18 protein-coding genes are annotated in these 22,315 nt (G+C 64.1%); 9 read left to right on the top strand and 9 right to left on the bottom strand.

What is annotated here, in order from left to right; genetic code table 11:
• Window positions 1-62: 62 nt before the first annotated feature.
• Both IVA81_RS37645 and IVA81_RS37640 read right to left on the bottom strand, forming a co-directional pair.
• A complete protein-coding gene (locus IVA81_RS37645; RefSeq protein ID WP_247327619.1) occupies window positions 63-734 on the bottom strand; it encodes an OmpA family protein in 672 nt (223 codons plus the stop codon).
• A gap of 144 nt (window positions 735-878) precedes the next feature.
• Window positions 879-2,405, bottom strand: coding sequence for a caspase family protein (locus IVA81_RS37640; RefSeq protein ID WP_247327617.1), 1,527 nt, complete (start codon window positions 2,403-2,405; stop codon window positions 879-881).
• Between the two features lie 374 nt (window positions 2,406-2,779).
• Between IVA81_RS37640 and IVA81_RS37635 the strand changes: the two genes are divergently transcribed.
• Window positions 2,780-3,586: an N-acyl homoserine lactonase family protein gene (locus tag IVA81_RS37635; RefSeq protein WP_247327615.1), complete on the top strand. Its 807-nt coding sequence runs from the start codon at window positions 2,780-2,782 to the stop codon at window positions 3,584-3,586.
• Window positions 3,587-3,812: 226 nt separating this feature from the next.
• Here the strand turns inward: IVA81_RS37635 and IVA81_RS37630 are convergent, their stop codons facing one another.
• Window positions 3,813-4,355 (bottom strand): MarR family transcriptional regulator, encoded by a 543-nt coding sequence (locus tag IVA81_RS37630; protein ID WP_247327613.1) that lies wholly within the window; start codon window positions 4,353-4,355, stop codon window positions 3,813-3,815.
• 110 nt (window positions 4,356-4,465) lie between these two features.
• Between IVA81_RS37630 and IVA81_RS37625 the strand changes: the two genes are divergently transcribed.
• The 5 genes from IVA81_RS37625 to fahA all read left to right on the top strand — a co-directional run bounded on the left by IVA81_RS37625 (window position 4,466) and on the right by fahA (window position 10,119).
• Window positions 4,466-6,106 carry an FAD-dependent oxidoreductase gene (locus IVA81_RS37625; protein WP_247327611.1) on the top strand — a complete coding sequence of 547 codons (1,641 nt, stop codon included), beginning with the start codon at window positions 4,466-4,468 and terminating at the stop codon, window positions 6,104-6,106.
• An 8-nt stretch (window positions 6,107-6,114) separates the two neighbouring features.
• Window positions 6,115-6,336, top strand: a complete 222-nt coding sequence (locus IVA81_RS37620) for a DUF2783 domain-containing protein (RefSeq protein WP_247327609.1) — start codon at window positions 6,115-6,117, stop codon at window positions 6,334-6,336.
• Window positions 6,337-6,360: 24 nt separating this feature from the next.
• Window positions 6,361-7,317, top strand: coding sequence for an MBL fold metallo-hydrolase (locus IVA81_RS37615; RefSeq protein WP_247327607.1), 957 nt, complete (start codon window positions 6,361-6,363; stop codon window positions 7,315-7,317).
• Window positions 7,318-7,319: 2 nt separating this feature from the next.
• Window positions 7,320-8,666: a homogentisate 1,2-dioxygenase gene (gene hmgA, locus IVA81_RS37610; RefSeq protein WP_247327605.1), complete on the top strand. Its 1,347-nt coding sequence runs from the start codon at window positions 7,320-7,322 to the stop codon at window positions 8,664-8,666.
• A 178-nt stretch (window positions 8,667-8,844) separates the two neighbouring features.
• A complete protein-coding gene (gene fahA, locus IVA81_RS37605) occupies window positions 8,845-10,119 on the top strand; it encodes a fumarylacetoacetase (protein WP_247327602.1) in 1,275 nt (424 codons plus the stop codon).
• A gap of 100 nt (window positions 10,120-10,219) precedes the next feature.
• Here fahA and IVA81_RS37600 read toward each other — a convergent pair whose 3' ends face one another.
• Both IVA81_RS37600 and IVA81_RS37595 read right to left on the bottom strand, forming a co-directional pair.
• Window positions 10,220-10,531, bottom strand: coding sequence for a DUF1272 domain-containing protein (locus IVA81_RS37600; RefSeq protein ID WP_247327601.1), 312 nt, complete (start codon window positions 10,529-10,531; stop codon window positions 10,220-10,222).
• Between the two features lie 72 nt (window positions 10,532-10,603).
• Entirely contained in the window at window positions 10,604-11,083 is a 480-nt protein-coding gene (locus IVA81_RS37595) for an Lrp/AsnC family transcriptional regulator (RefSeq protein WP_247327599.1), read from the bottom strand.
• Window positions 11,084-11,204: 121 nt separating this feature from the next.
• Between IVA81_RS37595 and hppD the strand changes: the two genes are divergently transcribed.
• Window positions 11,205-12,320 carry a 4-hydroxyphenylpyruvate dioxygenase gene (gene hppD, locus IVA81_RS37590; RefSeq protein ID WP_247327597.1) on the top strand — a complete coding sequence of 372 codons (1,116 nt, stop codon included), beginning with the start codon at window positions 11,205-11,207 and terminating at the stop codon, window positions 12,318-12,320.
• A gap of 132 nt (window positions 12,321-12,452) precedes the next feature.
• On the opposite strand, the gene IVA81_RS37585 is transcribed toward hppD, so the two are convergent.
• The 4 genes from IVA81_RS37585 to IVA81_RS37570 all read right to left on the bottom strand — a co-directional run bounded on the left by IVA81_RS37585 (window position 12,453) and on the right by IVA81_RS37570 (window position 17,574).
• Window positions 12,453-13,577 carry a CaiB/BaiF CoA-transferase family protein gene (locus IVA81_RS37585; RefSeq protein ID WP_247327596.1) on the bottom strand — a complete coding sequence of 375 codons (1,125 nt, stop codon included), beginning with the start codon at window positions 13,575-13,577 and terminating at the stop codon, window positions 12,453-12,455.
• 267 nt (window positions 13,578-13,844) lie between these two features.
• The gene (locus tag IVA81_RS37580; RefSeq protein ID WP_247327595.1) at window positions 13,845-14,645 is read right to left on the bottom strand and encodes a xanthine dehydrogenase family protein subunit M; all 801 of its coding nucleotides are present in this window, start codon (window positions 14,643-14,645) and stop codon (window positions 13,845-13,847) included.
• Window positions 14,646-14,660: 15 nt separating this feature from the next.
• Window positions 14,661-17,003, bottom strand: a complete 2,343-nt coding sequence (locus IVA81_RS37575; protein WP_247327594.1) for a xanthine dehydrogenase family protein molybdopterin-binding subunit — start codon at window positions 17,001-17,003, stop codon at window positions 14,661-14,663.
• Window positions 17,004-17,088: 85 nt separating this feature from the next.
• Entirely contained in the window at window positions 17,089-17,574 is a 486-nt protein-coding gene (locus IVA81_RS37570; RefSeq protein ID WP_212069060.1) for a (2Fe-2S)-binding protein, read from the bottom strand.
• 393 nt (window positions 17,575-17,967) lie between these two features.
• Here IVA81_RS37570 and IVA81_RS37565 point away from each other — a divergent pair, with 393 nt between their 5' ends.
• A complete protein-coding gene (locus IVA81_RS37565) occupies window positions 17,968-20,007 on the top strand; it encodes a HAMP domain-containing methyl-accepting chemotaxis protein (RefSeq protein ID WP_247327593.1) in 2,040 nt (679 codons plus the stop codon).
• Between the two features lie 264 nt (window positions 20,008-20,271).
• Window positions 20,272-22,305: a HAMP domain-containing methyl-accepting chemotaxis protein gene (locus IVA81_RS37560; RefSeq protein ID WP_247327592.1), complete on the top strand. Its 2,034-nt coding sequence runs from the start codon at window positions 20,272-20,274 to the stop codon at window positions 22,303-22,305.
• The last annotated feature ends 10 nt before the right edge of the window (window positions 22,306-22,315 follow it).

Genomic DNA, 22,315 nt, shown 5'->3' with positions numbered 1-22,315 from the left:
CGCTTTGGAAGCGAGACTTTACACCACATCACGACTTGTCACTGCAAAGGATTACGTCGTGCTCACTTCGATGCGGTGGTCTTGTTTTCCATGTTGACGACCTGCACGCGGCGGTTGGCCTCCGCCATCGGTTGGCTCGGGTCCTTCAGCTTGCTCTTGCCGTAGCCGACGGTGACCAGGTCGGTTGCGGAGATGCTGTACTTGTCGACGAGGTAGCGCTTGATCGAATCCGCGCGGCGCTCCGACAGGTCCTGGTTGTAGGCCTCGCCGCCGGCGGCGTCGGTATGGCCGGCGACCACGAAGGTCGAGCCCTTGAGGTCGGGGCTGGTGAGCGCACGGCCCAGCGCCTGCACGGAGGCCATCGATTTGGCACTGATATTGGCCGAGTTGTAGTCGAAGGTGATTTCGAGATCGATATTCGGCTTGTCCTTGGCGACTGAGGCGATTTCCTCGCGCTCGGTCGACGACAGCGAGCGCGTCGAGCGGCCGCGAACGGACTGGATCAGCTTGGTTTCCGCCGCATTCGGCGCGGGATCGGCCTGCGGGGCGATCGAGAGGCCGCGGGTCAGGGGCTTCTTCGGCGCCGGCGCCAGTGCGCGGACGATCTCGTCCTCGGTGACGTTCTTGCTGTTGCTTTCTTCGCCGGCGAAGGCGAACGAGGTCGGCAGCGACAGAGCGGCGCCGATGGTGATAATGGACAGGATCGCGGTCAGTCCCTTTGCAGCCAATCTCATAGCCAGTCCCTCCTGCGCAGCCAGCTTGCGTGCTTCCAATTTCCAGCAATGGGCCTCGGAAAAGACCTGTTGCGACATCCGCCCATTAGTCTTCCTTGGGCTGTTCAAGGTTCGAGGCTTCGACCGCCTCAACCCAAAAAAATATCAACGCACTCCGTAGCTTGCGAACTCCTGAACGATGTTCGGATCCATCGCCTTGGCGTTGGCGATATCGAGCGCGCCTTCCTGGGCGGAGCCGTTGCGCTGCTTGGCGAGGCCGCGGCCATAGAGCGAGGAGGTCAGGCGCGGGTTGATCTTCAGGGCCGCATCGAAATCGGCGATGGCATTCTTAACCGCGCCCGACTTGAGATTGACGAGCCCCCGGCTATCCAGCGCATCGACGAAGTTCGGCCGCAGCCGCAGCGCCTCGTTGCAATCCTTCAGCGCGCCCTGGAGGTCGCCGACCACGGTGCGGGTCCAGCACCGGTTGTTCAGCGCCTCGACGTCCTTCGAGTTGATCCGAAGCGTGTCGTCGAAATCCTTGATGGCGAGGTTGTAGGCGCCCTTGCTGGCATAGACCTGGCCGCGCCGATACAGCGCGTTCACGTCGTCCGGATTGGCGGCGATCTTGGACGTCAGGCCCTTGATCGTGGGATCGTCGGCCAGGGCGGCGGCACTCGGCCCGCTGTCCGTGCTCGGCGCCGGAGCGGCATCATTTGGTTTCACCGGCGGTGGCGGCGGGGGCAGAGCGGCCTCGACTTGCGGCTTCGGGGCCGGCGCGGGAACAGGCGCAGGTGGCGGAGCAGGCGCGGGGGCCGCGGCAGTGTCGGCCGGCTTCGGCGGCGGAGGCGGCGGCGCGGGCGGCGGCGGGTTGTTGGCGGCGACCGGCGGCGGCGCGGGAGGCGCAGGCGGCGTCGCCGGTGCCGGACGCGATCCGCCGGCTCCCGGGCTGAACGAGAAATCTTCGGCCAATGAAGAGGATATCCACGGCACCTGCTCGCCGCGGGAAGCGCGGGTGACGCCCATCTTGGTCCGGTTCAGCGTCTCCTCGGCCATCAGGTCGGGGACGCGGATTTCCTTGAGGAGCTCCTGGACGAACAGGCTGTGATCGCCGCCGGCGTCCGAGACCACCGAGGCCAGCGCCGCCGAATACATCACCAGCGTGCCGTTCGGCGCGATGACCGGGGTCAGGCCGGCCGAGAAGCTGCGGAACCGGCGCTCGAACGGGTTCCGCCTGGAGGCGTCAACCAGCGCGATCTTCACGCCGGCGCCGCGGGTGTTGAGCTCGCCGAGGACGGTCTCAAGGCTGAAACCGTCGCGGCGCACGTCGGATTCCGTCCAGATCTGCGCATCGATCGGCAGCATGTAGCTCTGGCGCGCCGATTGGATGCCGAAGCCGCTGAAGAATACCAGCGCCACCGATCCCGGCTTGATCTTGCCGTAGAGCTTGTCGAAGGCGCGGCGCATGCCGTCGCCGGTCAGATTCTCGCCGATCTCGACCGCAAAGCCGTCGCGCTTGAGCTCGTCGGCGACGTCGCGCGCATCGTTGATCGGTTCCTTCAGCGGGGCGTCCGCATCCGGATATTTGGCGTTGCCAATGACCAGCGCAAAACGGTCCCCGGCCGCAAGCGATGGGGCGGTCGGGACGAGTGAGATGAGCAGGGGCAGAAGAAAAAAGAAGCGAATTTTCATAATCAGCGCGGTCCAGCCAAAAAGGCGCCGTTCCCAGCTTTGCGCCGCGGCGACCTTAACTTACGCTTCCTGCATTATCAAACCGGGGACGGGGGGCGTCAACTACTTGGAGATTCGGCGTTATCGCGACGATTGACCGCAACGTCCGGGCGCGCCGCAAGGGGAATTAAACAGTCTGTCATGTCTGTGCTCGACGTGATCCGGCTCGATCTTGCCGGCGGCACGTTAGGACCTCCATCGCGACGAAAATGTGATTGGTCTCACATTGAAAGGCCTGCCCCGTCGCGCCGCGAGGCGTTTGACCTTTGCAGCGGACAATGGCTTGCTGCGCAGGATCGTCCCGGAAGCCCCACTCAGAAAAGCAAGCAAGAACCATGGGAAACGCCTACGAGATCTACGCCCTGCGCTATGCGACGATGTCGCCGCGCACCCCCAGCATGAACTTTCTGGCGCCCGATCCGCATGACAGCGCGGCGCAGGACCTCGACTATTTCGTCTGGCTGATCCGCGGCGGCGGCCGCGACATTCTGGTCGACACCGGCTTCAATGCCGAGGAGGCGAGCGCGCGGGCGCGCAAGCTGACGCTCAATCCGGTCGATGCACTGGAGCGCTTTGGCGTTGCGGCGTCAAACATTCGCGACGTCATCGTGACGCATCTGCATTACGACCACGCCGGCAATCTCGATCGCTTCCCGAATGCGCGCTTCCATCTGCAGGAGCGCGAGATGGCTTACGCGACCGGCCGCTGCATGTGCAACGGCCTGCTGCGTCATCCATTCTCGGTCGAGCACGTCACGCAGATGGTGCGTCACGTCTATGGCGAGCGCGTCAATTTCTATTCCGGCGACGGCGAAGTCGCGCCCGGCGTCACCGTGCATCGTGTCGGCGGCCATTCCGACGGCTTGCAGGTGGTCAAGGTCGAAACCGCGCGCGGGCCGGTGGTGCTGGCATCCGATGCCGCGCATTACTACGCCAATCTGCAGCGGCGCAGCCCGTTCCCGATCGTCTACAATGTCGGCGACATGGCGCAGGGCTGGGAGACGATCGAGCGTCTCGCCGGCCATGCCGATCGATTCATCCCCGGCCACGATCCGATCGTGACGGAGATCTATCCGCGCGCCAGCGACAAGGTCGAGGCCTGGGCGCTGCACCTGCCGCCGTCGCGGTCGTTTGCGAAGTGACGGCGTAAAGCGAGCGCGACCCCATCGCCGTCACCCTGAGGTGGCCGCTTCTTCAGCGGCCCTCGAAGGGCGACGGCCCGGCTCGATCCGCGCGGTTGCATCTCGGCCGTTCATCCTTCGAGGCTCCTCCCGCGATGCTTCGCATCGCGCGCCTCGCACCTCCAGCGACAACCGCTTCGCGGTTGCGCGGGGATGACGGGGCTGGCGCTACCCGCGGGCGACTCAATCAATACGCCTGCTTGGCGTCGGCCTCTTCGCTGGTCTGGATCAAATCGAGGCTCTGCTCAATCTTGCCGAGCAGCACTGAGAGCTGCTTGCGCTCCTGCGCAGAAAGGCAGGCGAGGATCTCGTCTTCCCGCCGCAGCAATTGCGGGAACAGCTCTTCGTAGAGTGCGCGGCCCTTCTTCGTCAGTTGCAGGCGGAATTCGCGGCGGTCGGCTTCGTTTTCGACCCGCTCGATCAACTCTTGATGCAACAGCGTCGTGACCGCCCGGCTGATGGTCGATTTGTGCGTGCGGGTGCATTGCGAGATGAATTGCGCGCTACAGGCATCGTTGCGGAACCCGAGCGTGGCGATCACGCGCCAGGCTGGAATGTCGAGACCATGCCGTTCCTGATATTCGACCGAGAGCGCGGAACTGACTTCCGCTGCGAGCCGGTTGAGGCGGAACGGGACGAACTTGAACAGGTCGAGCCGTGCCTTTGGCCGCGCTGAAGCCTCATCGGCTTCGCGCGCCTTCAGTGCGATATCGCCAGATGTCCTCGCCAAGGAGAGCGCTCCGAATTCCAGTTGACGGCCGGCCGGCTCCGGTCCAAAATAGTTGCACGTGAGACTATCTAGCAGATCAGTCCTCTCCTGACCAGAGCCGAGGTTAGTGTATGGCGCAGGCCAAGTCGCATCAGGCCAAAGCCCAGTTCGGTTATCGCCGCCATCCCGATCAGGACCGCGCCGCTCAAAGCCCGGCCGAGCATCCGGTCGTGGTCGTCGGCGCCGGCCCGGTCGGGCTGTCGCTCGCGATCGATCTCGCCCAGCGCGGCCAGCGCGTCGTCCTTCTGGATGACGCCGACCGTATCGGCGAGGGCTCCCGCGCGATCTGCTTCTCGAAGAGGTCGCTGGAATATTGGGACCGGCTCGGCGTTGGCGACCGCATGGTCGCCAAGGGCGTGGTGTGGAGCGTTGGCCGGATCTTCCACGGCGACTCCCAGCTCTACCAGTTCAACCTCCTGCCTGAAGACGGCCATAAGCGGCCGGCCTTCATCAACCTCCAGCAATACTACGCCGAGGCCTATCTGGTCGATCGGATCCAGGATCTGCCCGAGATCGACCTGCGCTGGCGCAACAAGGTGACGGCGCTGGAGCAGCGCAACGATTCCGCCCTGTTGACGATCGAAACGCCCGAGGGCGCTTACCGCCTGCACGCGCAATATGTGATCGCCTGCGACGGCGCGCGGTCTTCGCTGCGGCAGATGGTCGGCGCCGAGTTCGCGGGACAGGTGTTCGAGGACCAGTTCCTGATCGCCGACGTCAAGATGACCTCAGAATTCCCGACCGAGCGCTGGTTCTGGTTCGATCCGCCGTTCCATGCGGGACGTTCAGCGCTGCTGCATCGGCAGCCCGACGACGTCTGGCGCATCGATCTCCAGCTTAATCGTTACGCCGACCCCGTCGTCGAGAAGAAGCCGGAGAACGTGCGGCCGCGGATCGCGCGCATGCTCGGTCACGACAAGTTCGAGTTCGAGTGGATCTCGCTGTACAAATTCCAATGCCGGCGGATGGACCGCTTCATCCATGGCCGTGTGATTTTCGCGGGCGATTCCGCGCATCAGGTCTCGCCGTTCGGCGCGCGAGGCGCCAACTCGGGTCTCGAGGACGCCGAAAATCTCTCCTGGAAGCTCGACCGCGTGCTGCGGGGCGCTTCGCCCGCAAGCCTGCTCGAGAGCTATCATCTCGAGCGCAGCCTGGCGGCCGACGAGAATATCCGCGAATCCACCCGCTCGACCGATTTCATGGCACCGAACTCGCATCAGGAAGCGCGGCTGCGCAAGGCGGTGCTGTCGCTCGCCAAGGAGACCGAGTTCGGCAAGCGCATGGTCAATGGCGGACGGTTGTCGGTGCCGTGCAGTTACAATTCGCCGTTGTCGTCGCCGGATGCAGATGCCTGGCGCGCCGGACCGGCTCCCGGCTGCTCGATGCTCGATGCCCCCGTTGCGATGCGTGCGGGCGAGCAGGGTTATTTGACCGATGCAGTCCGGACGGGTGGAACAGACTTTACGCTGCTGTCGTTCAGCAATGGCGCGGCGATCGCTGCGCCCGATGGGGTGAAGGACATCCGCATCGGCGGCGCGGGCGGACTTGCCGATCCCGCGGGCCTCGTTGCAAAGCGCTATGACGCCGAGCCGGGCGCCGCCTATCTGCTTCGGCCCGACGGCTATGTCGCGGCGCGCTTCCGCCATCCGACACGGGCGGCGATCGCGGCGGCCCTGTCGCGGGCGCAAGGCCTGACACAAGGCCTGAATTGAGGTTTTTCATGCCACTGTCCACCAGCTCCAACTTCGCGCGACCCGACGATGCCTTCCGTGCCATCGCCGAGGCGCATCGTGGTCTCACGGAGGAGCAGAGCGCCGATTTAGACGCGGCGCTGGTGCTGATCCTCGCCAACCATATCGGCGACATCGATGTGCTGCGCGAGGCGATCACGCTCGCCAAGCGCCGCATGATCGACGGCCAGCAGCAACAGCAACAACAATGACCCTATGACCTGAAGGACGAATTGATGGCGAAGAACTTCGCATCCACCGGCGACCTCTCCGAGAAGACAATCACCTTCTCCGAGATCGGCACTGATCTCTACGCCTTCACCGCCGAGGGCGATCCGAACACCGCCGTGATCGTCGGCGACGACGGCTGCCTGGTGTTCGACGCGCAGGCAACACCCGCGATGGCGAACAAGGTGATCGAGCGCGTGCGCGCGGTCACCGACAAGCCGATCAAATATGTCGTGCTATCGCACTATCATGCGGTGCGTGTGCTCGGCGCCTCCGCCTACAACGCGCAAGGCATCGTCGCCTCGCAGGAGACGTATCGGCTGATCGAGGAGCGCGGCAAGCAGGATTGGGATTCCGAATATGGCCGCTTCCCGCGGCTGTTCCAGGATGCGCAAAGCATCCCCGGCCTGACTTGGCCGACGCTGACCTTCGAAGGTGAGATGTCGATCTACCTTGGCAAGCGCGAGGTGCGACTGATGCAGCTCGGGGCCGGCCACACCTCCGGCGACATCGTCGCCTGGGTGCCCGATGCCGAGGTGATGTTCTCCGGCGACCTCATCGAATATCACTCGGCCTGCTATTGCGGCGATGCGCATTTGCGCGAATGGCCGCTGACGCTGAACGAGATCCGCAACTTCAATCCCAAGGCGATCGCGCCGGGCCGCGGCGATGCGCTGAAGGGCACAGCGACGGTGCGCGAAGCCATCGCGATGACGCGCGACTTCGTCACCTCGCTCTATGGCGCAGCCGAGATCTCGATCGCGAAGGGGCGTACGCTGAAGGAATCGATGGCGGCAACGCGCGAGGTGATGGATCCGAAATTCCACAGCTTCGCCATCTATGAACACTGCCTGCCGTTCAACGTGTCGCGCGCCTTCGACGAAGCGTCGGGGATCGACGACCCCGTGATCTGGACCGACAAGCGCGACCAGGAAATGTGGGCAGCGCTGCAAGGAGGAGGATAGTCATGAACATCAACACCTCGCCTGATCAGATCATCCGAAGCTCGGCTCAGGTGACGCCGGGCTATATGTCCGGCTTCGGCAACAGCTTTGAGACCGAGGCGCTGCCGGGCGCGTTGCCGATCGGGCGCAACTCGCCGCAGCGCTGCGCCTATGGACTCTACGCCGAGCAACTGTCCGGCTCGCCCTTCACCGCGCCCCGCGGCACCAATGAACGCTCCTGGCTCTATCGTATCCGGCCCTCGGTGAAGCACTCCGGGCGTTTCGAGAAGGTCGATGCCGGCCTGTGGCGTTCGGCGCCGTGCCACGAATACGATTTGCCGATCGCGCAGATGCGCTGGGACCCGACGCCGGTTCCGAAGGAGGAGGTGACCTTCGTTCAGGGCGTGCAGACCATGACGACGGCGGGGGATGTGAATACGCAGGCCGGCATGGCCGCGCACGTCTATCTCATCACCAAGTCGATGGTGGACCAGCATTTCTACAATGCCGATGGCGAGTTGATGTTCGTGCTGCAGCAGGGCAATCTTCGCCTCGTCACCGAGTTCGGCCGCATCGACGCGGAGCCGGGCGAGATCGTGGTGATCCCGCGCGGCGTCAAGTTCCGCGTCGAGATCCCGAACGGGCCGGCACGCGGCTATCTCTGCGAGAACTACGGCGGCGCGTTCACGTTGCCGGAGCGCGGGCCGATCGGCGCCAATTGCCTCGCCAATGCGCGCGACTTCCTCACGCCGGTTGCCCATTACGAGGACAAGGACACGCCGACCGAGCTGTTCGTGAAATGGGGCGGCTCGCTGTTCAAGACCAAATTGCCGCATTCGCCGATCGACGTCGTCGCCTGGCACGGCAATTACGCGCCCTACAAATACGATCTGCGTACCTTCTCGCCCGTCGGTGCGATCGGCTTCGACCATCCCGATCCCTCGATCTTCACGGTGCTGACCTCACCGTCGGAGACGGCGGGCACCGCGAATATCGACTTCGTGATCTTCCCCGAGCGCTGGATGGTGGCCGACAACACCTTCCGTCCGCCCTGGTATCACATGAACATCATGAGCGAGTTCATGGGCCTCATCTACGGCGTCTACGACGCCAAGCCGCAAGGCTTCGTCCCCGGCGGCATGAGCTTGCACAATTGCATGCTGCCGCACGGCCCGGACCGCGACGCCTTCGAGCACGCCAGCAATGGCGAATTGAAGCCGGTGAAGCTGACGGGTACGATGGCCTTCATGTTCGAGACCCGCTATCCGCAACGTGTGACAGCGCACGCGGCGAACGCCCCCACGTTGCAGGACGATTACGCGGACTGCTGGAAGGGCCTGGAAAAGCGGTTCGATCCGAACAAGCCGTAGCTTTCTTCCCCTCTCCCCTTGTGGGAGAGGGTGGCTCGCCGCGAAGCGGCGAGACGAGTGGGGGGTCTGTCTCCACGAGTAAACCTCTCACTTTCGGACACGCGGATAGAACCCCTCATCCGGCGCTTCGCGCCACCTTCTCCCACAAGGGGAGAAGGAAGAAAGAATCGAGCCGAACGTGACAGCCCACCCCAACGACCCCAGCCTCCGTTCCTTCATCGATGTCGATCCTTCTTCCGACTTCCCGATCCAGAATTTGCCTTACGGCGTGTTCTCGACCGCGGCCAATCCGACGCCGCGAGTCGGCGTGGCGATCGGCAACTACGTGCTCGATCTCTGGGAGCTCGAGCAGGATTCCCGGCTCGATGTCGGCCCGCTCGGTGTGTTCTCCGGACCCTCGCTCAATCCCTTCATGGCGCTGGGGTCAAAGGTCTGGGCAAAGACGCGGGCGCGGATCAGCGAGCTTCTGCGCCACGATCATCCGGAGCTGCGCGACAACGAGGAGCTGCGCAAACAGGCTCTCGTACCGATGCGCGATGCGAAGCTGCATCTGCCGTTCGCGGTCTCCGGCTACACCGACTTCTATTCGTCGAAAGAACACGCCACCAATGTCGGCGTGATGTTCCGGGGCAAAGACAACGCGCTGCAGCCGAACTGGCTGCATATGCCGATCGCCTATAACGGACGCGCCTCCACGGTTGTGGTCTCCGGCACCCAGGTGAAGCGCCCGCGGGGACAATTGAAGCCGCCGAATGTCGAGCTGCCGAGCTTCGGGCCCTGCAAGCGGCTCGATTTCGAGCTGGAGATGGGCGTGGTGATTGGCCAGCCCTCAGCCATGGGCGGTATGCTTGGGGAGCAACAAGCCGAGGAGATGATCTTCGGCTTCGTGCTGCTCAACGACTGGAGCGCGCGCGACATCCAGCAATGGGAATATGTGCCGCTAGGCCCGTTCCTCGCAAAAGCCTTCGCGACATCGATCAGCCCGTGGGTGGTGACGCGCGAGGCGCTGGAGCCGTTCCGCCTGAAGGGGCCGGAGCAGCAGCCGGTGCCACTCGACTATCTCAAGCAGGCGCAGCCGCAGAACTACGATATCGCGCTCGACGTCTCCCTGCGCGCCGCCGGCGCCAATGCGCCCGCCAGTATCAGCCGCACCAATTTCAAGTACATGTACTGGTCCTCGGTGCAGCAGCTGATGCACCACGCCTCCAGCGGCTGCGCCATGAATGTCGGCGATCTCCTAGGCAGCGGCACCATCTCCGGCCCGGAGAAGAACCAGCGCGGAAGCTTGCTGGAGATCAGCTGGAACGGCACCGAGCCGGTCGAACTCCCCGGCGGGGCGAAACGGTCGTTCCTGGAGGACGGTGACAGCCTCGTCATGCGCGGCTGGTGCCAGGGCAACGGCTACCGCGTTGGGTTTGGTGAGGTCGAGGGAACGATTCTGGCGACGGAGTGAGCCATTCACTCGGTCTCGTAGGGTGGGCAAAGGCGCGCGTAGCGCCGTGCCCACGCTATGGACATGGTGGGCACGCTTCGCTTTGCCCACCCTACGCGACCTATCGTTTGTCTGGCGGCACATCCTTGATCCGCGCGCAATGCGCCGCGACGTCTTCCACGCTGTACTTCAAATGCACCCGCTTGTCCGAGGGCACCTGCTTGGTCGTGCAGACGCCCGGCCGCCATTCCTGCGTTGGCCTGATCGGGCGCGGCGCAAACCCGCCGCCGCAGTTCGGGCAGACGTTGAACAGCTTCGTATCGACGCAGTCTGCACAGAACGTGCATTCATACGAACAGATCCGTGCATCCGTTGCATCAGGCGGCAGGTCGCAGTCGCAATATTCGCAGTTCGGTCGAAGCTGGAGGGCCATGGCAGAATCTCCGGATTGGTTCTGATCATCGCAGATCGCATGGGCCGCGCGAATGCCGCATTTCCCTCGATTTCAGCCGGCCTTGATCTCCTTGAGCGGCAGCCGCGAACTCTCTTTCAGCCTATCCAGCACGATCGAGGAGCGCACATGCGCGACGCTCTGGTGCGGCATCAGCACGTCGTTGACGAGGTTGGAGAGACCCTTGAGATCGCGCAGCACCGCCTTCAGCACGTAGTCGGCGTCGCCAGTGAGCGAATAGGCTTCCTGGATTTCGTCGATACGGTTCACCAGCGCGCGAAACCGCTTCGAATTATCGGGCGAGTGAGTCGCAAGTCCGACCTGGATGAAGGCGATCACGCCGAAGCCGAGTGCCTCGCTGGAGAGATCGGCGTGATAGCCCGCGATCACCTTCTCCTCCTCCAGCCGCATGCGCCGGCGCGAGCATTGCGAGGCGGAAAGTCCCGCAAGATCGGCGAGCTCCTGGTTGGTGAGGCGGCCATCGTCCTGGAGCGCGCTGAGGATCTTGAGGTCGAAGGTGTCAACCGAAATCATGCGCGTTTTGTCCATTTCATGCACGGATCGTGCACATTATGCCGAAATCGTACCCCATTTGCACGCACTTTGCGGGCCGCATGAAGGATAATTCCTCCCAGCAATCATTCGGGAGAACACCATGGGACCGTTTCCGCACGATGCACCGCCGGCCATTATTAGCGCCGACAATCCGATGGGCACCGACGGGTTCGAGTTCGTCGAATATGCGCATCCCAATCCGGAAGAGCTGCATGCGCTGTTCAAGCTGATGGGCTATGCGCCTGTCGCGCGCCACAAGACCAGGAAGATCACGGTCTATCGCCAGGGCGACATCAACTATCTCGTCAACGAGGAGCCCGGCACCCACGGTTATGAGTTCGTCGCCGCGCATGGACCCTGCGCCCCCTCGATGGCGTTCCGCGTCGTCGATGCGAAGGCGGCCTATGACCGGGCGATCTCGCTCGGTGCGGAGCCTGCGGACGTATCCTCTGCACAGAAGACGCTCGACGTGCCCGCGATCAAGGGCATCGGCGGCAGCCTGCTCTATCTGGTCGATCGCTACGGCGCCAAGGGTTCGGCCTATGACGCAGAGTTCGAATGGCTCGGTGCGCGCGATCCGCGGCCGGTCGGCGCCGGCCTGTTCTATCTTGACCATCTCACCCACAACGTCCACCGCGGCCGCATGGATGTCTGGGCCGGCTTCTACGAGAAGCTGTTCAACTTCCGCCAGATCCGCTTCTTCGACATCGAGGGCCGCGCCTCCGGCCTGTTCTCGCGCGCGCTGACGAGCCCCGACGGCAAGATCCGGATTCCCATCAACGAGGACGCCGGCGATTCCGGCCAGATCGAGGAATATCTGAAGACCTATCGCGGCGAGGGTATCCAGCACATCGCCTGCGGCTGCCGCGACATCTACCGCACCATCGAAGACCTGCGTGACGCCGGCCTGCCGTTCATGCCGCCACCGCCCGACACCTATTTCGAGAAGGTCGATACCCGGCTGCCTGAGCACGGCGAGGATCTCGCGCGCCTCCGGAAGAACGGCATCCTGATCGACGGCGAAGGCGTGGTCGAGGGCGGCCAGACCAAGGTGCTGCTCCAGATCTTCTCGGCCAACGCCATCGGTCCGATCTTCTTCGAGTTCATCGAGCGCAAGGGCGACGACGGGTTCGGCGAGGGCAATTTCAAGGCCCTGTTCGAGTCGATCGAGGAAGATCAGATCCGCCGCGGGGTGTTGAAGGTGGATGCGGCGTAAGGCGCAGCCTTCACGCACGCTGCCGTAGGGTGGGCAAAGCGTCAGCGTGCCCACCACCTTTATCAAATTGCGGGGAGAACGTGGGCACGGCGCAAGAGCGCCTTTGCCCACCCTACGGATTAGCGCGTGGGATTACTTCCCTGCCTTCCAAGCGGCCATCACCGCCCCGATCTCCGCACCTTCCGGCTCGCGCACCGCTGACGGCGTGCGCGAGAAGCGCGGCGCGGGGGCGGGCTGTTTCACGCCGTGGCGTTCGACGAACACGTTGCGGGCGACCATGTGCGGATGCTGCGTGGCCTCCGACATGGTCAGCACCGGCGCGAAGCAGATGTCGGTGCCTTCCATGATCTTGCACCAGTCCTCGCGCGTCTTGCTCTTGAATACGGCCTTCAGCTTCTCTTTCAGCGCCGGCCAGGCCTTGGGGTTCATCTGCGCGTCGAAATCGGTGTCGGTCAGGCCCGCATGCTCGCGGAGCAGCGCGTAGAACTGCGGCTCGATCGAGCCGATCGAGACGAAGTGTCCGCAGGCACATTCATAGACGCCGTAGAAATGCGCGCCGCCGTCGAGGAAGTTCTGGTTGCGCCCCTCGGTCCAGCGTCCCATCGTGGTCATGTCGAAGAAGAACGACATCAGCGATGCCGCGCCGTCGCACATCGCGGCGTCGACGACCTGGCCCTTGCCGGACTTTGAAGCTTCCAGCAGCGCGGCGAGCACGCCGACGACGAGATAGAGCGCGCCGCCGCCGAAATCACCAACGAGATTGAGCGGCGGCACCGGTGCGTCCTTCGTCCCGATGGCGGCAAGCGCGCCGGTGATGGAGATGTAATTGATGTCGTGACCTGCGGCGTTCGCCAGCGGGCCTTCCTGGCCCCAACCGGTCATGCGACCGTAGACCAGCCTGGGGTTGCGCGCGAGCACAACGTCAGGCCCGAGGCCGAGCCGCTCCATCACGCCGGGACGAAAACCCTCGACCAGCGCATCGGCGCTGGCGAGCAGGTCGAGCACTTGCGCAATCGCGGCCTTGTCCTTGAGATCGAGCTCGATCACCTTGCGGCCGCGCCCTGCGACCGACTTCATGCTCTTCTTCGCGCCGATACGGTCGAGCGTGACGACATCGGCGCCCATGTCGGCCAGCATCATGCAGGCGAACGGGCCGGGGCCGATGCCGGCGAATTCGACGATGCGGAAGCCCGACAGCGGGCCGGAGGTGCGGACGGAGGAGCCGTCTGATTTTTCTTGGGCTGGTTTGTCGAGCACGGTTGTTGTTTCCTCGGGTCGCGGGCGGATGCCGGTGGCGCGGCAATCACCTCTGACATTGCTCTTTGGGGCGAGTTAATTGGCTGATTAACTTTTCTCGCCTTCGCGCCAGCGAGGCAAGCGGTTTTCATGCCGCATGGCCAAAATAAAACGGCGCGCACCGAAGTGCGCGCCGCGGAAAATTTGTGTCGAGACGCTAAGTCGCGTCTTTATTCATTTTGAGCATGGTCTGGTCGGAAAACCGCTTCACACTTTTCCGGATCATGCTCAGCTCGCGGCAGCGACCGCGCGTTGTGCCATCACCTTGACGAGGTTGGCGCGGTATTCCGCCGTGCCATGGATGTCGGCCAGCAATCCGTTCGCCGAAATGCTGACGCTGTCGATCGCCGATGGCGACCAGTTCGCCTTCAACGCGGCTTCGATCGCGGGCACCCGCATCACGCCGCTCTGCGAGGCACCGGTCGCGGCCACCCGAACCTCACCCGATTTGGTCTGCGCCACGAACACGCCGGTCAGGGCGAAACGTGAGGCCGGGTGCCGCATCTTCTCATAGCCTGCCTTCGCCGGCACCGGGAATGATACGGCGGTGATGATCTCGCCGTCTTCGAGCGCCGTCGAGAACAGGCCCTGGAAGAAGTCCTGCGCCGCAATCGACCGCTTGTTGGTTTTGACGGTTGCGCCGAGCGCGAGCAGCGCGGCGGGGAAGTCCGCCGCGGGATCGTTGTTGGCAATCGAGCCGCCGATCGTGCCACGATAGCGCACGGCAGGGTCGCCTAGCACCGAGGTGAGATGGGCGATTGCGGGAATCGCCTTCTTCACATCGGCATTCGTCATGATGTCGTAATAGGTCGTGGCTGCCTTGATGGTCAGCGTATCGCCCGACAATTCGACGCCCTGCAGCTCCTTGATCTTGCCGAGGTCGATGACATCCGACGGGCTGGCGAGGCGCTGCTTCATGACTGGCAGCAGCGTCTGGCCGCCGGCCAGAAACTTCGCCTCGCTGCCCTTGGCGAACAGGCTGACGGCCTCGTCGACCGAGGAAGCGCGATGATATTTGGTCTGGTACATCTTCGTTGCTCCCTCTTAGGCCGCATGGATCGTGCGCCACACCCGGTCAGGGGTTGCGGGCATTTCCAGATTGTTCTTGCCGATCGCATCCGTGATCGCGTTGATCACGGCGGCAGAGGCGCCGATCGCGCCGGCCTCACCGCAGCCCTTGATGCCGAGCGGATTGCCCGGGCACAGCGTCGTGGTGTGGGAGAGGTTGAAGGAGGGCACATCGTCGGCGCGCGGCATGGCGTAGTCCATGAACGAGGCCGTGACCGGCTGGCCGCTGGCATCGTAGATCGCATGCTCGAGCAGCGCCTGCCCGATGCCTTGAACAAGGCCGCCATGGACCTGGCCCTCGACGATCATCGGGTTGATCAGCCGGCCGAAATCGTCGGCCGCGACGAAGTTGACGAAGGAGGTCTTGCCGGTGCCGGGATCGACCTCGAGCTCGCAGATATAGGTGCCGGCCGGGAAGGTGAAGTTGGTCGGATCGTAGAAGGCGCTTTCCTTCAGACCCGGCTCCATCCCGTCAGGCAGATTGTGCGCGGTATAGGCCGCGAGCGCGACCATCGGCAGGGCAATCGCCTTGTCGGTGCCGGTGACCTTGAACTCGCCGTTCTCGATGACGATGTCGGCCTCGGAAGCTTCCAGCGCATGCGCCGCAATCTTCTTGGCCTTGGACTCCATCTTCTCCATCGCCTTCAGGATCGCGGTGAGGCCGACGGCCGCCGAGCGCGAGCCGTAAGTGCCCATGCCGAACTGCACCTTGTCGGTGTCGCCATGGACGATCGAAACCTGGCTGATGGGAACGCCGAGGCGCTCCGCGACGAGCTGGCAGAACGTGGTCTCATGACCCTGGCCGTGGCTGTGCGACCCCGTGAGGATCTCGATGGTGCCGACCGGATTGACGCGCACCTCGGCCGATTCCCATAAGCCGACGCCGGCGCCCAGGCTGCCGACCGCCTTCGACGGCGCGATGCCGCAGGCCTCGATGTAGCAGGACACGCCGATGCCGCGCAGCTTGCCGTCGGATTTCGCCTTGGCCTTGCGGGCGGGGAAGCCGGCATAGTCGATCGCCTTCATTGCGGCATCGAGCGAGGCGTTGAAGTCGCCGGTGTCGTAAGCCATGATGACGGGCGTTTGGTGCGGGAACTGGGTGATGAAGTTGGTCCGGCGCAGCTGGGCCGGATCGACCTTGAGCTGCCGCGCCGCTGTTTCCATCAACCGTTCGATCAGATAGCTCGCCTCGGGGCGGCCCGCGCCGCGATAGGCGTCGACCGGCGTGGTGTTGGTGTAGACCCCGATCACCTCGGCATGGATCGCCGGGATGTTGTACTGGCCCGACAGCAGCGTCGCATAGAGATAGGTCGGCACCGAGGACGAGAACAGCGACATGTAGGCGCCAAAATTGGCGTAGGTCTTTACCTTGAGGCCGGTGATCTTGTTGTTGGCGTCAAATGCCAATTCGGCATGGGTCACATGGTCGCGGCCATGCGCGTCGGTGAGGAAGGCCTCGGTGCGGTCGCCAGTCCATTTCACGGGACGGCCGATCTTCTTGGAGGCCCACAGCGCCACCATCTCTTCGGGATAGATGAAGATCTTGGAGCCGAAGCCGCCACCGACGTCGGGCGCGATCACCCGCAGCTTGTGCTCGGGCGCGATGTTGTAGAACGCCGACAGCACGAGGCGGGCGACGTGCGGGTTCTGCGAGGTCGTATAGAGCGTGAAATGCTCTTCCGCCGCGTCGTAATCGGCGATCGCCGCACGCGGCTCCATCGCGTTGGGGGCGAGGCGGTTGTTGGTGACGTCGAGCTTGACGACGTTGGCGGCCTTGGCGAAGGCGGCATCGGTGGCGCCCTCGTCGCCGATCACCCAGTCATAAACCTGGTTGCCGGAGGCCTCGGGATGAAGCTGCGGCGCGCCTGATTTGATCGCGGCCTGCATGTCGGCGACCGCCGGAAGTTCTTCGTAATCGACAACGACCGCTTCCGCCGCATCGCGCGCCAGATTCTTGCTGTCGGCGATCACGACCGCGACGGCCTGACCGACGAAGCGCACCGTCTCCGGCGCCATTGCCGGCCATGCGCCCATCTTCATCGGGCTGCCGTCCTTGGACGTGATGGCCCAGCCGCAAATGAGGTTGCCGACCTTGTCGTCGACGATCTGTTGGCCCGTGAGCACAGCGACCACGCCCGGCATCTTCAGCGCGGCAGAGGAATCGATCCCCTTCACCTTGGCGTGGGCGTGCGGGCTGCGGACGAAATGGGCATGGGTCATGCCCAGCAATTTGATGTCGTCGACGTAGCGGCCCTTGCCGGTAATGAAACGCTTGTCTTCCTTGCGCACGACCCGCGCGCCGATGCCTTCAACACCCATGACTGGTCCTCCCGACCGGAAATTCTATGGCTGCGCCTTCCTTCGAGAGCGGCAGCGGTGATTTGTTCTATCGAGGCGCGCCGCTTTACTCGGCCGCCTGCGAGACCTTCATGCGTCCGGCTGCGTCCAGCACGGCTTTGACGATGTTATGGTAGCCGGTGCAGCGGCAGATATTGCCTTCCAGCTCGCTGCGGACGGTGGCCTCGTCGAGCTGGCCGCCATGGCGCTGCACGATGTCGATCGCCGACATGATCATGCCCGGCGTGCAATAGCCGCATTGAAGGCCATGATTGTCGCGGAAAGCGGCCTGCATCGGGTGCAGCTCGTCGCCCTTGGCGATGCCCTCGATGGTGGTGATGCTGGCGCCGTCGGCCTGGCCCGCCAGCATGGTGCAGGATTTCACCGCCCTGCCGTCCATGTGCACGACACAGGCACCGCACTGGCTGGTGTCGCAGCCGACATGGGTTCCCGTGAGATTGAGGTGATCGCGCAGGAGCTGGACCAGCAGCGTGCGGTCCTCGACGTCGACAGCAACGGCCTTGCCGTTCACTGTCAGTTTGACTGTAGACACGGTGTAGTCCTCCCGGGATTGATTTTGATTGCTTCTAATTAGAGACAGCGACCCGGAACTTTGCAACTAGGATTTTGGTCGCCCGCGTCATGGAAAAGTCATTGATCCTGCCGGGGACACAATGGCTTTGCGACCGCGAGTCGGCGTCCGCGGCCCGGCGGCTGAGGCGGGGGCGAGGGCGATCCCCAGCATATTCTCATTATTAAGGTGCACAGGTTGCGTGGGATGCCAGCCGGCGCCCCCATTCGGTAGGCCTTAGCCGAGGAAGCCGGAGCGCGCGTAGATAGGACGAATTTACCGCCCCTTGACGTTTCTGCCTTAGTTTTACGCATCCGGTCGGGGAGGCGGGCGCCTTCGGATCGCGGCTGTTTGGAATAAATGATGGGGGTGGGAATGTCAGGGCGTATCGCGTCGCCGTCAAAGCGCACAATATTTCCCACTCTCAAGTTCCGCGCCAAGATCATCCTCGGCTTTGCCGTCGTGCTGGCGATCTCCGCCGGCAGCATGGCCTTCTCCTATTTCGGCTTCGAGCGCGTTTCGGAAGGCGTCGGATCCTACCGGAGCAGCGTCTCGGAGGCTGATCTTGCCCGCAATATCGATCGCGAACTGCTCGGCTATCGCTCGGCTGCCCGTTACTTCGTGGTGACCGGGAAGGACGACGACGCCAAGGCGGCGCTGGACGCCGAGGCCAGCCTGAAGAATGCCATCGATCAGGCGATCAAGAATGCCAAGCAGCCGGCGCGGCTGGAGAGCCTCAACAAGCTCGCCAAGGAATTTTCCAACTTCTCGGCGACCTTCGCCAAGATTCTGCAGGCCAAGCGCGACAGCACGCTTCTGGTCCAGAATCAGCTTCAGCGCAACGCCAACCTCCTGAAATACAAGCTGGACGACGTCGGGAATAACGCCTCCGACTCCGAGGCGCAGGCGATCGAATTCGGCACCAAGCAGGTCAACGCCCAATTCCAGACCGCCAGTGCGGCCGCGAGCAATTTCATCCTCAACTCCGACCAAGCCGTTGGAGCAAGTGCGATGGCGCGACTGAAGTTCGTCGAGAACTCGCTCGGCGCGATTTATTCCATGGACGACAAGATCGTCGCCGGCCTGAAGGAGGCCAAAGCGTTTCTTACCGCCTATCGCGAAGCGCTGGAGAAACTGATTGCGCAAGCCAAGCTGGTCGACGACCTCGTCACCGAGATGAGCGGCTCGGCCGGCGCGATCTTTCAGGGCGCCACCGCCATGAAGGCGGACCTTGTCGCCGAACAGCAACGGCTGGAATCGGAGTCGGAAGCGACCATCGGGCAGACCGAGCACCTGGTTCTGATCCTCGCCATTGGCGGTACGCTGCTTGGTGCGGTCCTCGCCTTCCTGCTCGGCACCGGCATCTCGCGTCCGATGATCGCGATGTGCAAGGCGATGCGCGAGCTGGCCTCGGGCAATTTCGACGTCGTGCTGCCGGGCCTTGGCCGCAAGGACGAGATCGGCGAGATGGCCGGTGCGGTCGAGGAGTTCAAGGTTCAAGCCGTTGCAAAGGCCGAACGCGATGCCGCCGCCAGCGAAGTCCAGAACCGGGAGCAGGCCGCAAGCCGGCGCGCCGAGCTGATCCGCTTTGCCGACGATTTCGAGAGCGCGGTCGGCGCCATCGTCTCCAACGTCTCGGCCTCCGCCGTGCAGCTGGAATCGGCGGCCTCCACGCTGACCCGCACCGCCGAGACCACGCAGAGCCTGTCGAGCCAGGTCGCCGGCGTCTCCGAGCAGGCCTCCTCCAACATGCAGTCGGTCGCGACCGCGACGGAAGAGCTCTCGGCCTCGGTCGAGGAGATCGGCCGCCAGGTTCGGGACTCCAGCCGCATCGCCGAGGCCGCCGTGGTTCAGGCCAGGGAGACCGACGGGCGCATCGGCAAGCTCTCGCATGCCGCCCAGCAGATCGGCGAAGTGGTCAAGCTGATCACCGCGATTGCCGAGCAGACCAATCTGCTGGCGCTCAACGCCACCATCGAGGCGGCGCGCGCCGGCGAAGCCGGCCGCGGCTTTGCGGTGGTTGCGAGCGAAGTGAAGTCGCTGGCGAGCCAGACCGCGAAGGCCACCGACGAGATCTCCTCGCACATCACGGGCATGCAGGGCGCCACGGCGGAATCGGTAGCCGCGATCAAGGAGATCGGGGCGACCATCGGCCAGATATCGTCGATCTCGACCTCGATCGCGAGCGCGGTCGAGCAGCAGGGCGCGGCGACCCAGGAGATCGCGCGCAGCGTCCAGACCGTCGCGCAAGGCACCCAGACCGCGGCCACCGATATCGGCGAGGTCAACCGCGGCGCCGCCGAGACCGGTTCGGCCTCGGAGGAGGTGCTGCACTCGGCCAAGACGCTGTCATCCGAAAGCACCCGCCTGCGCGCCGAGCTCGATCGCTTCATGGGGAATATCCGGGCGGCGTAAGGCTTGTTGCGGCGTCACACTCCACTGTCGTCCCGGACTAGCGCGCCCTTGGGCGCGCGCCGATCCGAGACGACAGATTGGCGTGGCGGCCGATTTGTAACGGCGCGGGAAAGCGCCTCCTACATCCCCCGCGTCACCTAACCGTCAGTTGCGCTGCCACAAATTTACCACAGCTTATCCTTTGCCCCGTAACGTGCCGGCGAGTCTGGAAGCGGGCTGCTTCCGGCTGCGCCTGGTTTTCCGCGAATGGAATGGGGTGGGGGAATGTCGGTCAAGTCGAAGTCGCGCCAATCGAAGCTGCCAACGTTGCGTTTTCGTGCAAAAATCATCCTCGGCTTCGTGGCAGTGCTAGCCATCCTCGCCGTCAGTATGGCTTTCGCCTATTTCGGCTTCGAGCGGATCCAAGGCGCCGTCGCCTCCTACCGAACCAGCGTGTCGGAAGCCGACCTCGCCCGGACGGTCGATCGCGAGCTGATCGCCTATCAGGGGCTGGCGCGGGCCTATACCCTGACCGGCGCGGCCGATGACGAGACCGCGGCCAAGGCGGCTGAAGAGAATCTGAGGAGCGCGATCGCGAAGTCGATGGCCGCCACGACCGGTGCCGCCCGCCGTGAGCAGGTCGGCAAGCTCGAGGCCGAGTTCCAGCTCTTTACGAAGGTGTTCGGCGAAATCATCACCCTGACGCGCGAGAACAACAAGATCGCGGCCGATGAGCTCAACAGCGTCGGCAACAAGATCCGCTTCAAGTTCGACGACCTTGCGGATACCGCCGCGCTGGCCGGGCTGGCCTCGGTCCAGACCACGGCCAAGGACATCACCTCGCAATATCTGGCGGTCTCCACCTCGGTCAGCGCCTTCGTCGCCAAGCCGGAGCCGAAGACCGCCGATGGCGTGATCGCGCGGGTCAAATTCCTGGAGACCCTGCTGGTCTCGATCTATGCGAACGACCAGAAGATCACCGACCGCGTGACCGAGATCGGCAACCTCCTGAAGCAATACCGCACCTCCTTCACCAAGCTGTCGGAGAATGTGAAGATCATCGTCAAGCTGAACGGCGATATGACCAAGACGGCGGCAGGCATCCTCAAGCTCTCGGGCGAGCTGCGGTCGGACCTGACTGCCGATCAGCAGCGCATCGAAGCCAGCACCAATGCGACGATCGTGGATACCGAGCGGCTGATGGTGATGTTGGCGCTCGGCGGCCTCGCCATCGGCGCTGTGCTCGCACTGATGCTCGGCAACGGCATCTCGCGTCCGATGATCGCGATGTGCAAGGCCATGCGCGAGCTGGCCTCGGGTAATTTCGACGTGGTGCTGCCGGGCCTTGGCCGCAAGGACGAGATCGGCGAGATGGCCGGCGCGGTCGAGGAGTTCAAGGTCCAGGCCGTCGCAAAAGCCGAGCGCGATGCCGCCGCCAGCGAAGTCCAGAACCGGGAGCAGGCGGCAAGCCGGCGCGCCGAGCTGATCCGCTTTGCGGATGATTTCGAGAGCGCGGTCGGTGCCATCGTCTCCAACGTCTCGGCCTCGGCCGTGCAGCTGGAATCGGCGGCCTCCACGCTGACCCGCACCGCCGAGACCACACAGAGCCTGTCGAGCCAGGTCGCCGGCGTCTCCGAGCAGGCCTCCTCCAACATGCAGTCGGTCGCCACCGCGACAGAAGAGCTCTCCGCCTCGGTCGAGGAGATCGGCCGCCAGGTTCGGGACTCCAGCCGCATCGCCGAGGCCGCCGTGGTTCAGGCCAGGGAGACCGACGGGCGCATCGGCAAGCTCTCGCATGCCGCCCAGCAGATCGGCGAAGTGGTCAAGCTGATCACCGCGATTGCCGAGCAGACCAATCTGCTGGCGCTCAACGCCACCATCGAGGCGGCGCGCGCCGGCGAAGCCGGCCGCGGCTTTGCGGTGGTTGCGAGCGAAGTGAAGTCGCTGGCGAGCCAGACCGCGAAGGCCACCGACGAGATCTCCTCGCACATCACGGGCATGCAGGGCGCCACGGCGGAATCGGTAGCCGCGATCAAGGAGATCGGGGCGACCATCGGCCAGATATCGTCGATCTCGACCTCGATCGCGAGCGCGGTCGAGCAGCAGGGCGCGGCGACCCAGGAGATCGCGCGCAGCGTCCAGACCGTCGCGCAAGGCACCCAGACCGCGGCCACCGATATCGGCGAGGTCAACCGCGGCGCCGCCGAGACCGGCTCGGCCTCGGAGGAGGTGCTGCACTCGGCCAAGACGCTGTCATCCGAAAGCACCCGCCTACGCGCCGAGCTCGATCGCTTCATGGGGAATATCCGGGCGGCGTAGGGCTCGTTGC

It is taken from the genome of Bradyrhizobium sp. 141 (assembly GCF_023074055.1).
Lineage (GTDB): Bacteria > Pseudomonadota > Alphaproteobacteria > Rhizobiales > Xanthobacteraceae > Bradyrhizobium.
Note: the sequence above shows the minus strand (reverse complement) of the source record. Positions and strands in the feature narration are given on the sequence as shown.

Excerpts from the sequence above, each read along its gene's own strand:
- IVA81_RS37645 (WP_247327619.1), bottom strand. The coding sequence starts at position 734 with ATGAGATTGGCTGCAAAGGGACTGACCGCGATCCTGTCCATTATCACC.
- IVA81_RS37640 (WP_247327617.1), bottom strand. The coding sequence starts at position 2,405 with ATGAAAATTCGCTTCTTTTTTCTTCTGCCCCTGCTCATCTCACTCGTC.
- IVA81_RS37635 (WP_247327615.1), top strand. The coding sequence starts at position 2,780 with ATGGGAAACGCCTACGAGATCTACGCCCTGCGCTATGCGACGATGTCG.
- IVA81_RS37625 (WP_247327611.1), top strand. The coding sequence starts at position 4,466 with ATGGCGCAGGCCAAGTCGCATCAGGCCAAAGCCCAGTTCGGTTATCGC.
- IVA81_RS37620 (WP_247327609.1), top strand. The coding sequence starts at position 6,115 with ATGCCACTGTCCACCAGCTCCAACTTCGCGCGACCCGACGATGCCTTC.
- IVA81_RS37615 (WP_247327607.1), top strand. The coding sequence starts at position 6,361 with ATGGCGAAGAACTTCGCATCCACCGGCGACCTCTCCGAGAAGACAATC.
- hmgA (WP_247327605.1), top strand. The coding sequence starts at position 7,320 with ATGAACATCAACACCTCGCCTGATCAGATCATCCGAAGCTCGGCTCAG.
- IVA81_RS37600 (WP_247327601.1), bottom strand. The coding sequence starts at position 10,531 with ATGGCCCTCCAGCTTCGACCGAACTGCGAATATTGCGACTGCGACCTG.
- IVA81_RS37595 (WP_247327599.1), bottom strand. The coding sequence starts at position 11,083 with ATGATTTCGGTTGACACCTTCGACCTCAAGATCCTCAGCGCGCTCCAG.
- hppD (WP_247327597.1), top strand. The coding sequence starts at position 11,205 with ATGGGACCGTTTCCGCACGATGCACCGCCGGCCATTATTAGCGCCGAC.
- IVA81_RS37580 (WP_247327595.1), bottom strand. The coding sequence starts at position 14,645 with ATGTACCAGACCAAATATCATCGCGCTTCCTCGGTCGACGAGGCCGTC.
- IVA81_RS37575 (WP_247327594.1), bottom strand. The coding sequence starts at position 17,003 with ATGGGTGTTGAAGGCATCGGCGCGCGGGTCGTGCGCAAGGAAGACAAG.
- IVA81_RS37565 (WP_247327593.1), top strand. The coding sequence starts at position 17,968 with ATGTCAGGGCGTATCGCGTCGCCGTCAAAGCGCACAATATTTCCCACT.
- IVA81_RS37560 (WP_247327592.1), top strand. The coding sequence starts at position 20,272 with ATGTCGGTCAAGTCGAAGTCGCGCCAATCGAAGCTGCCAACGTTGCGT.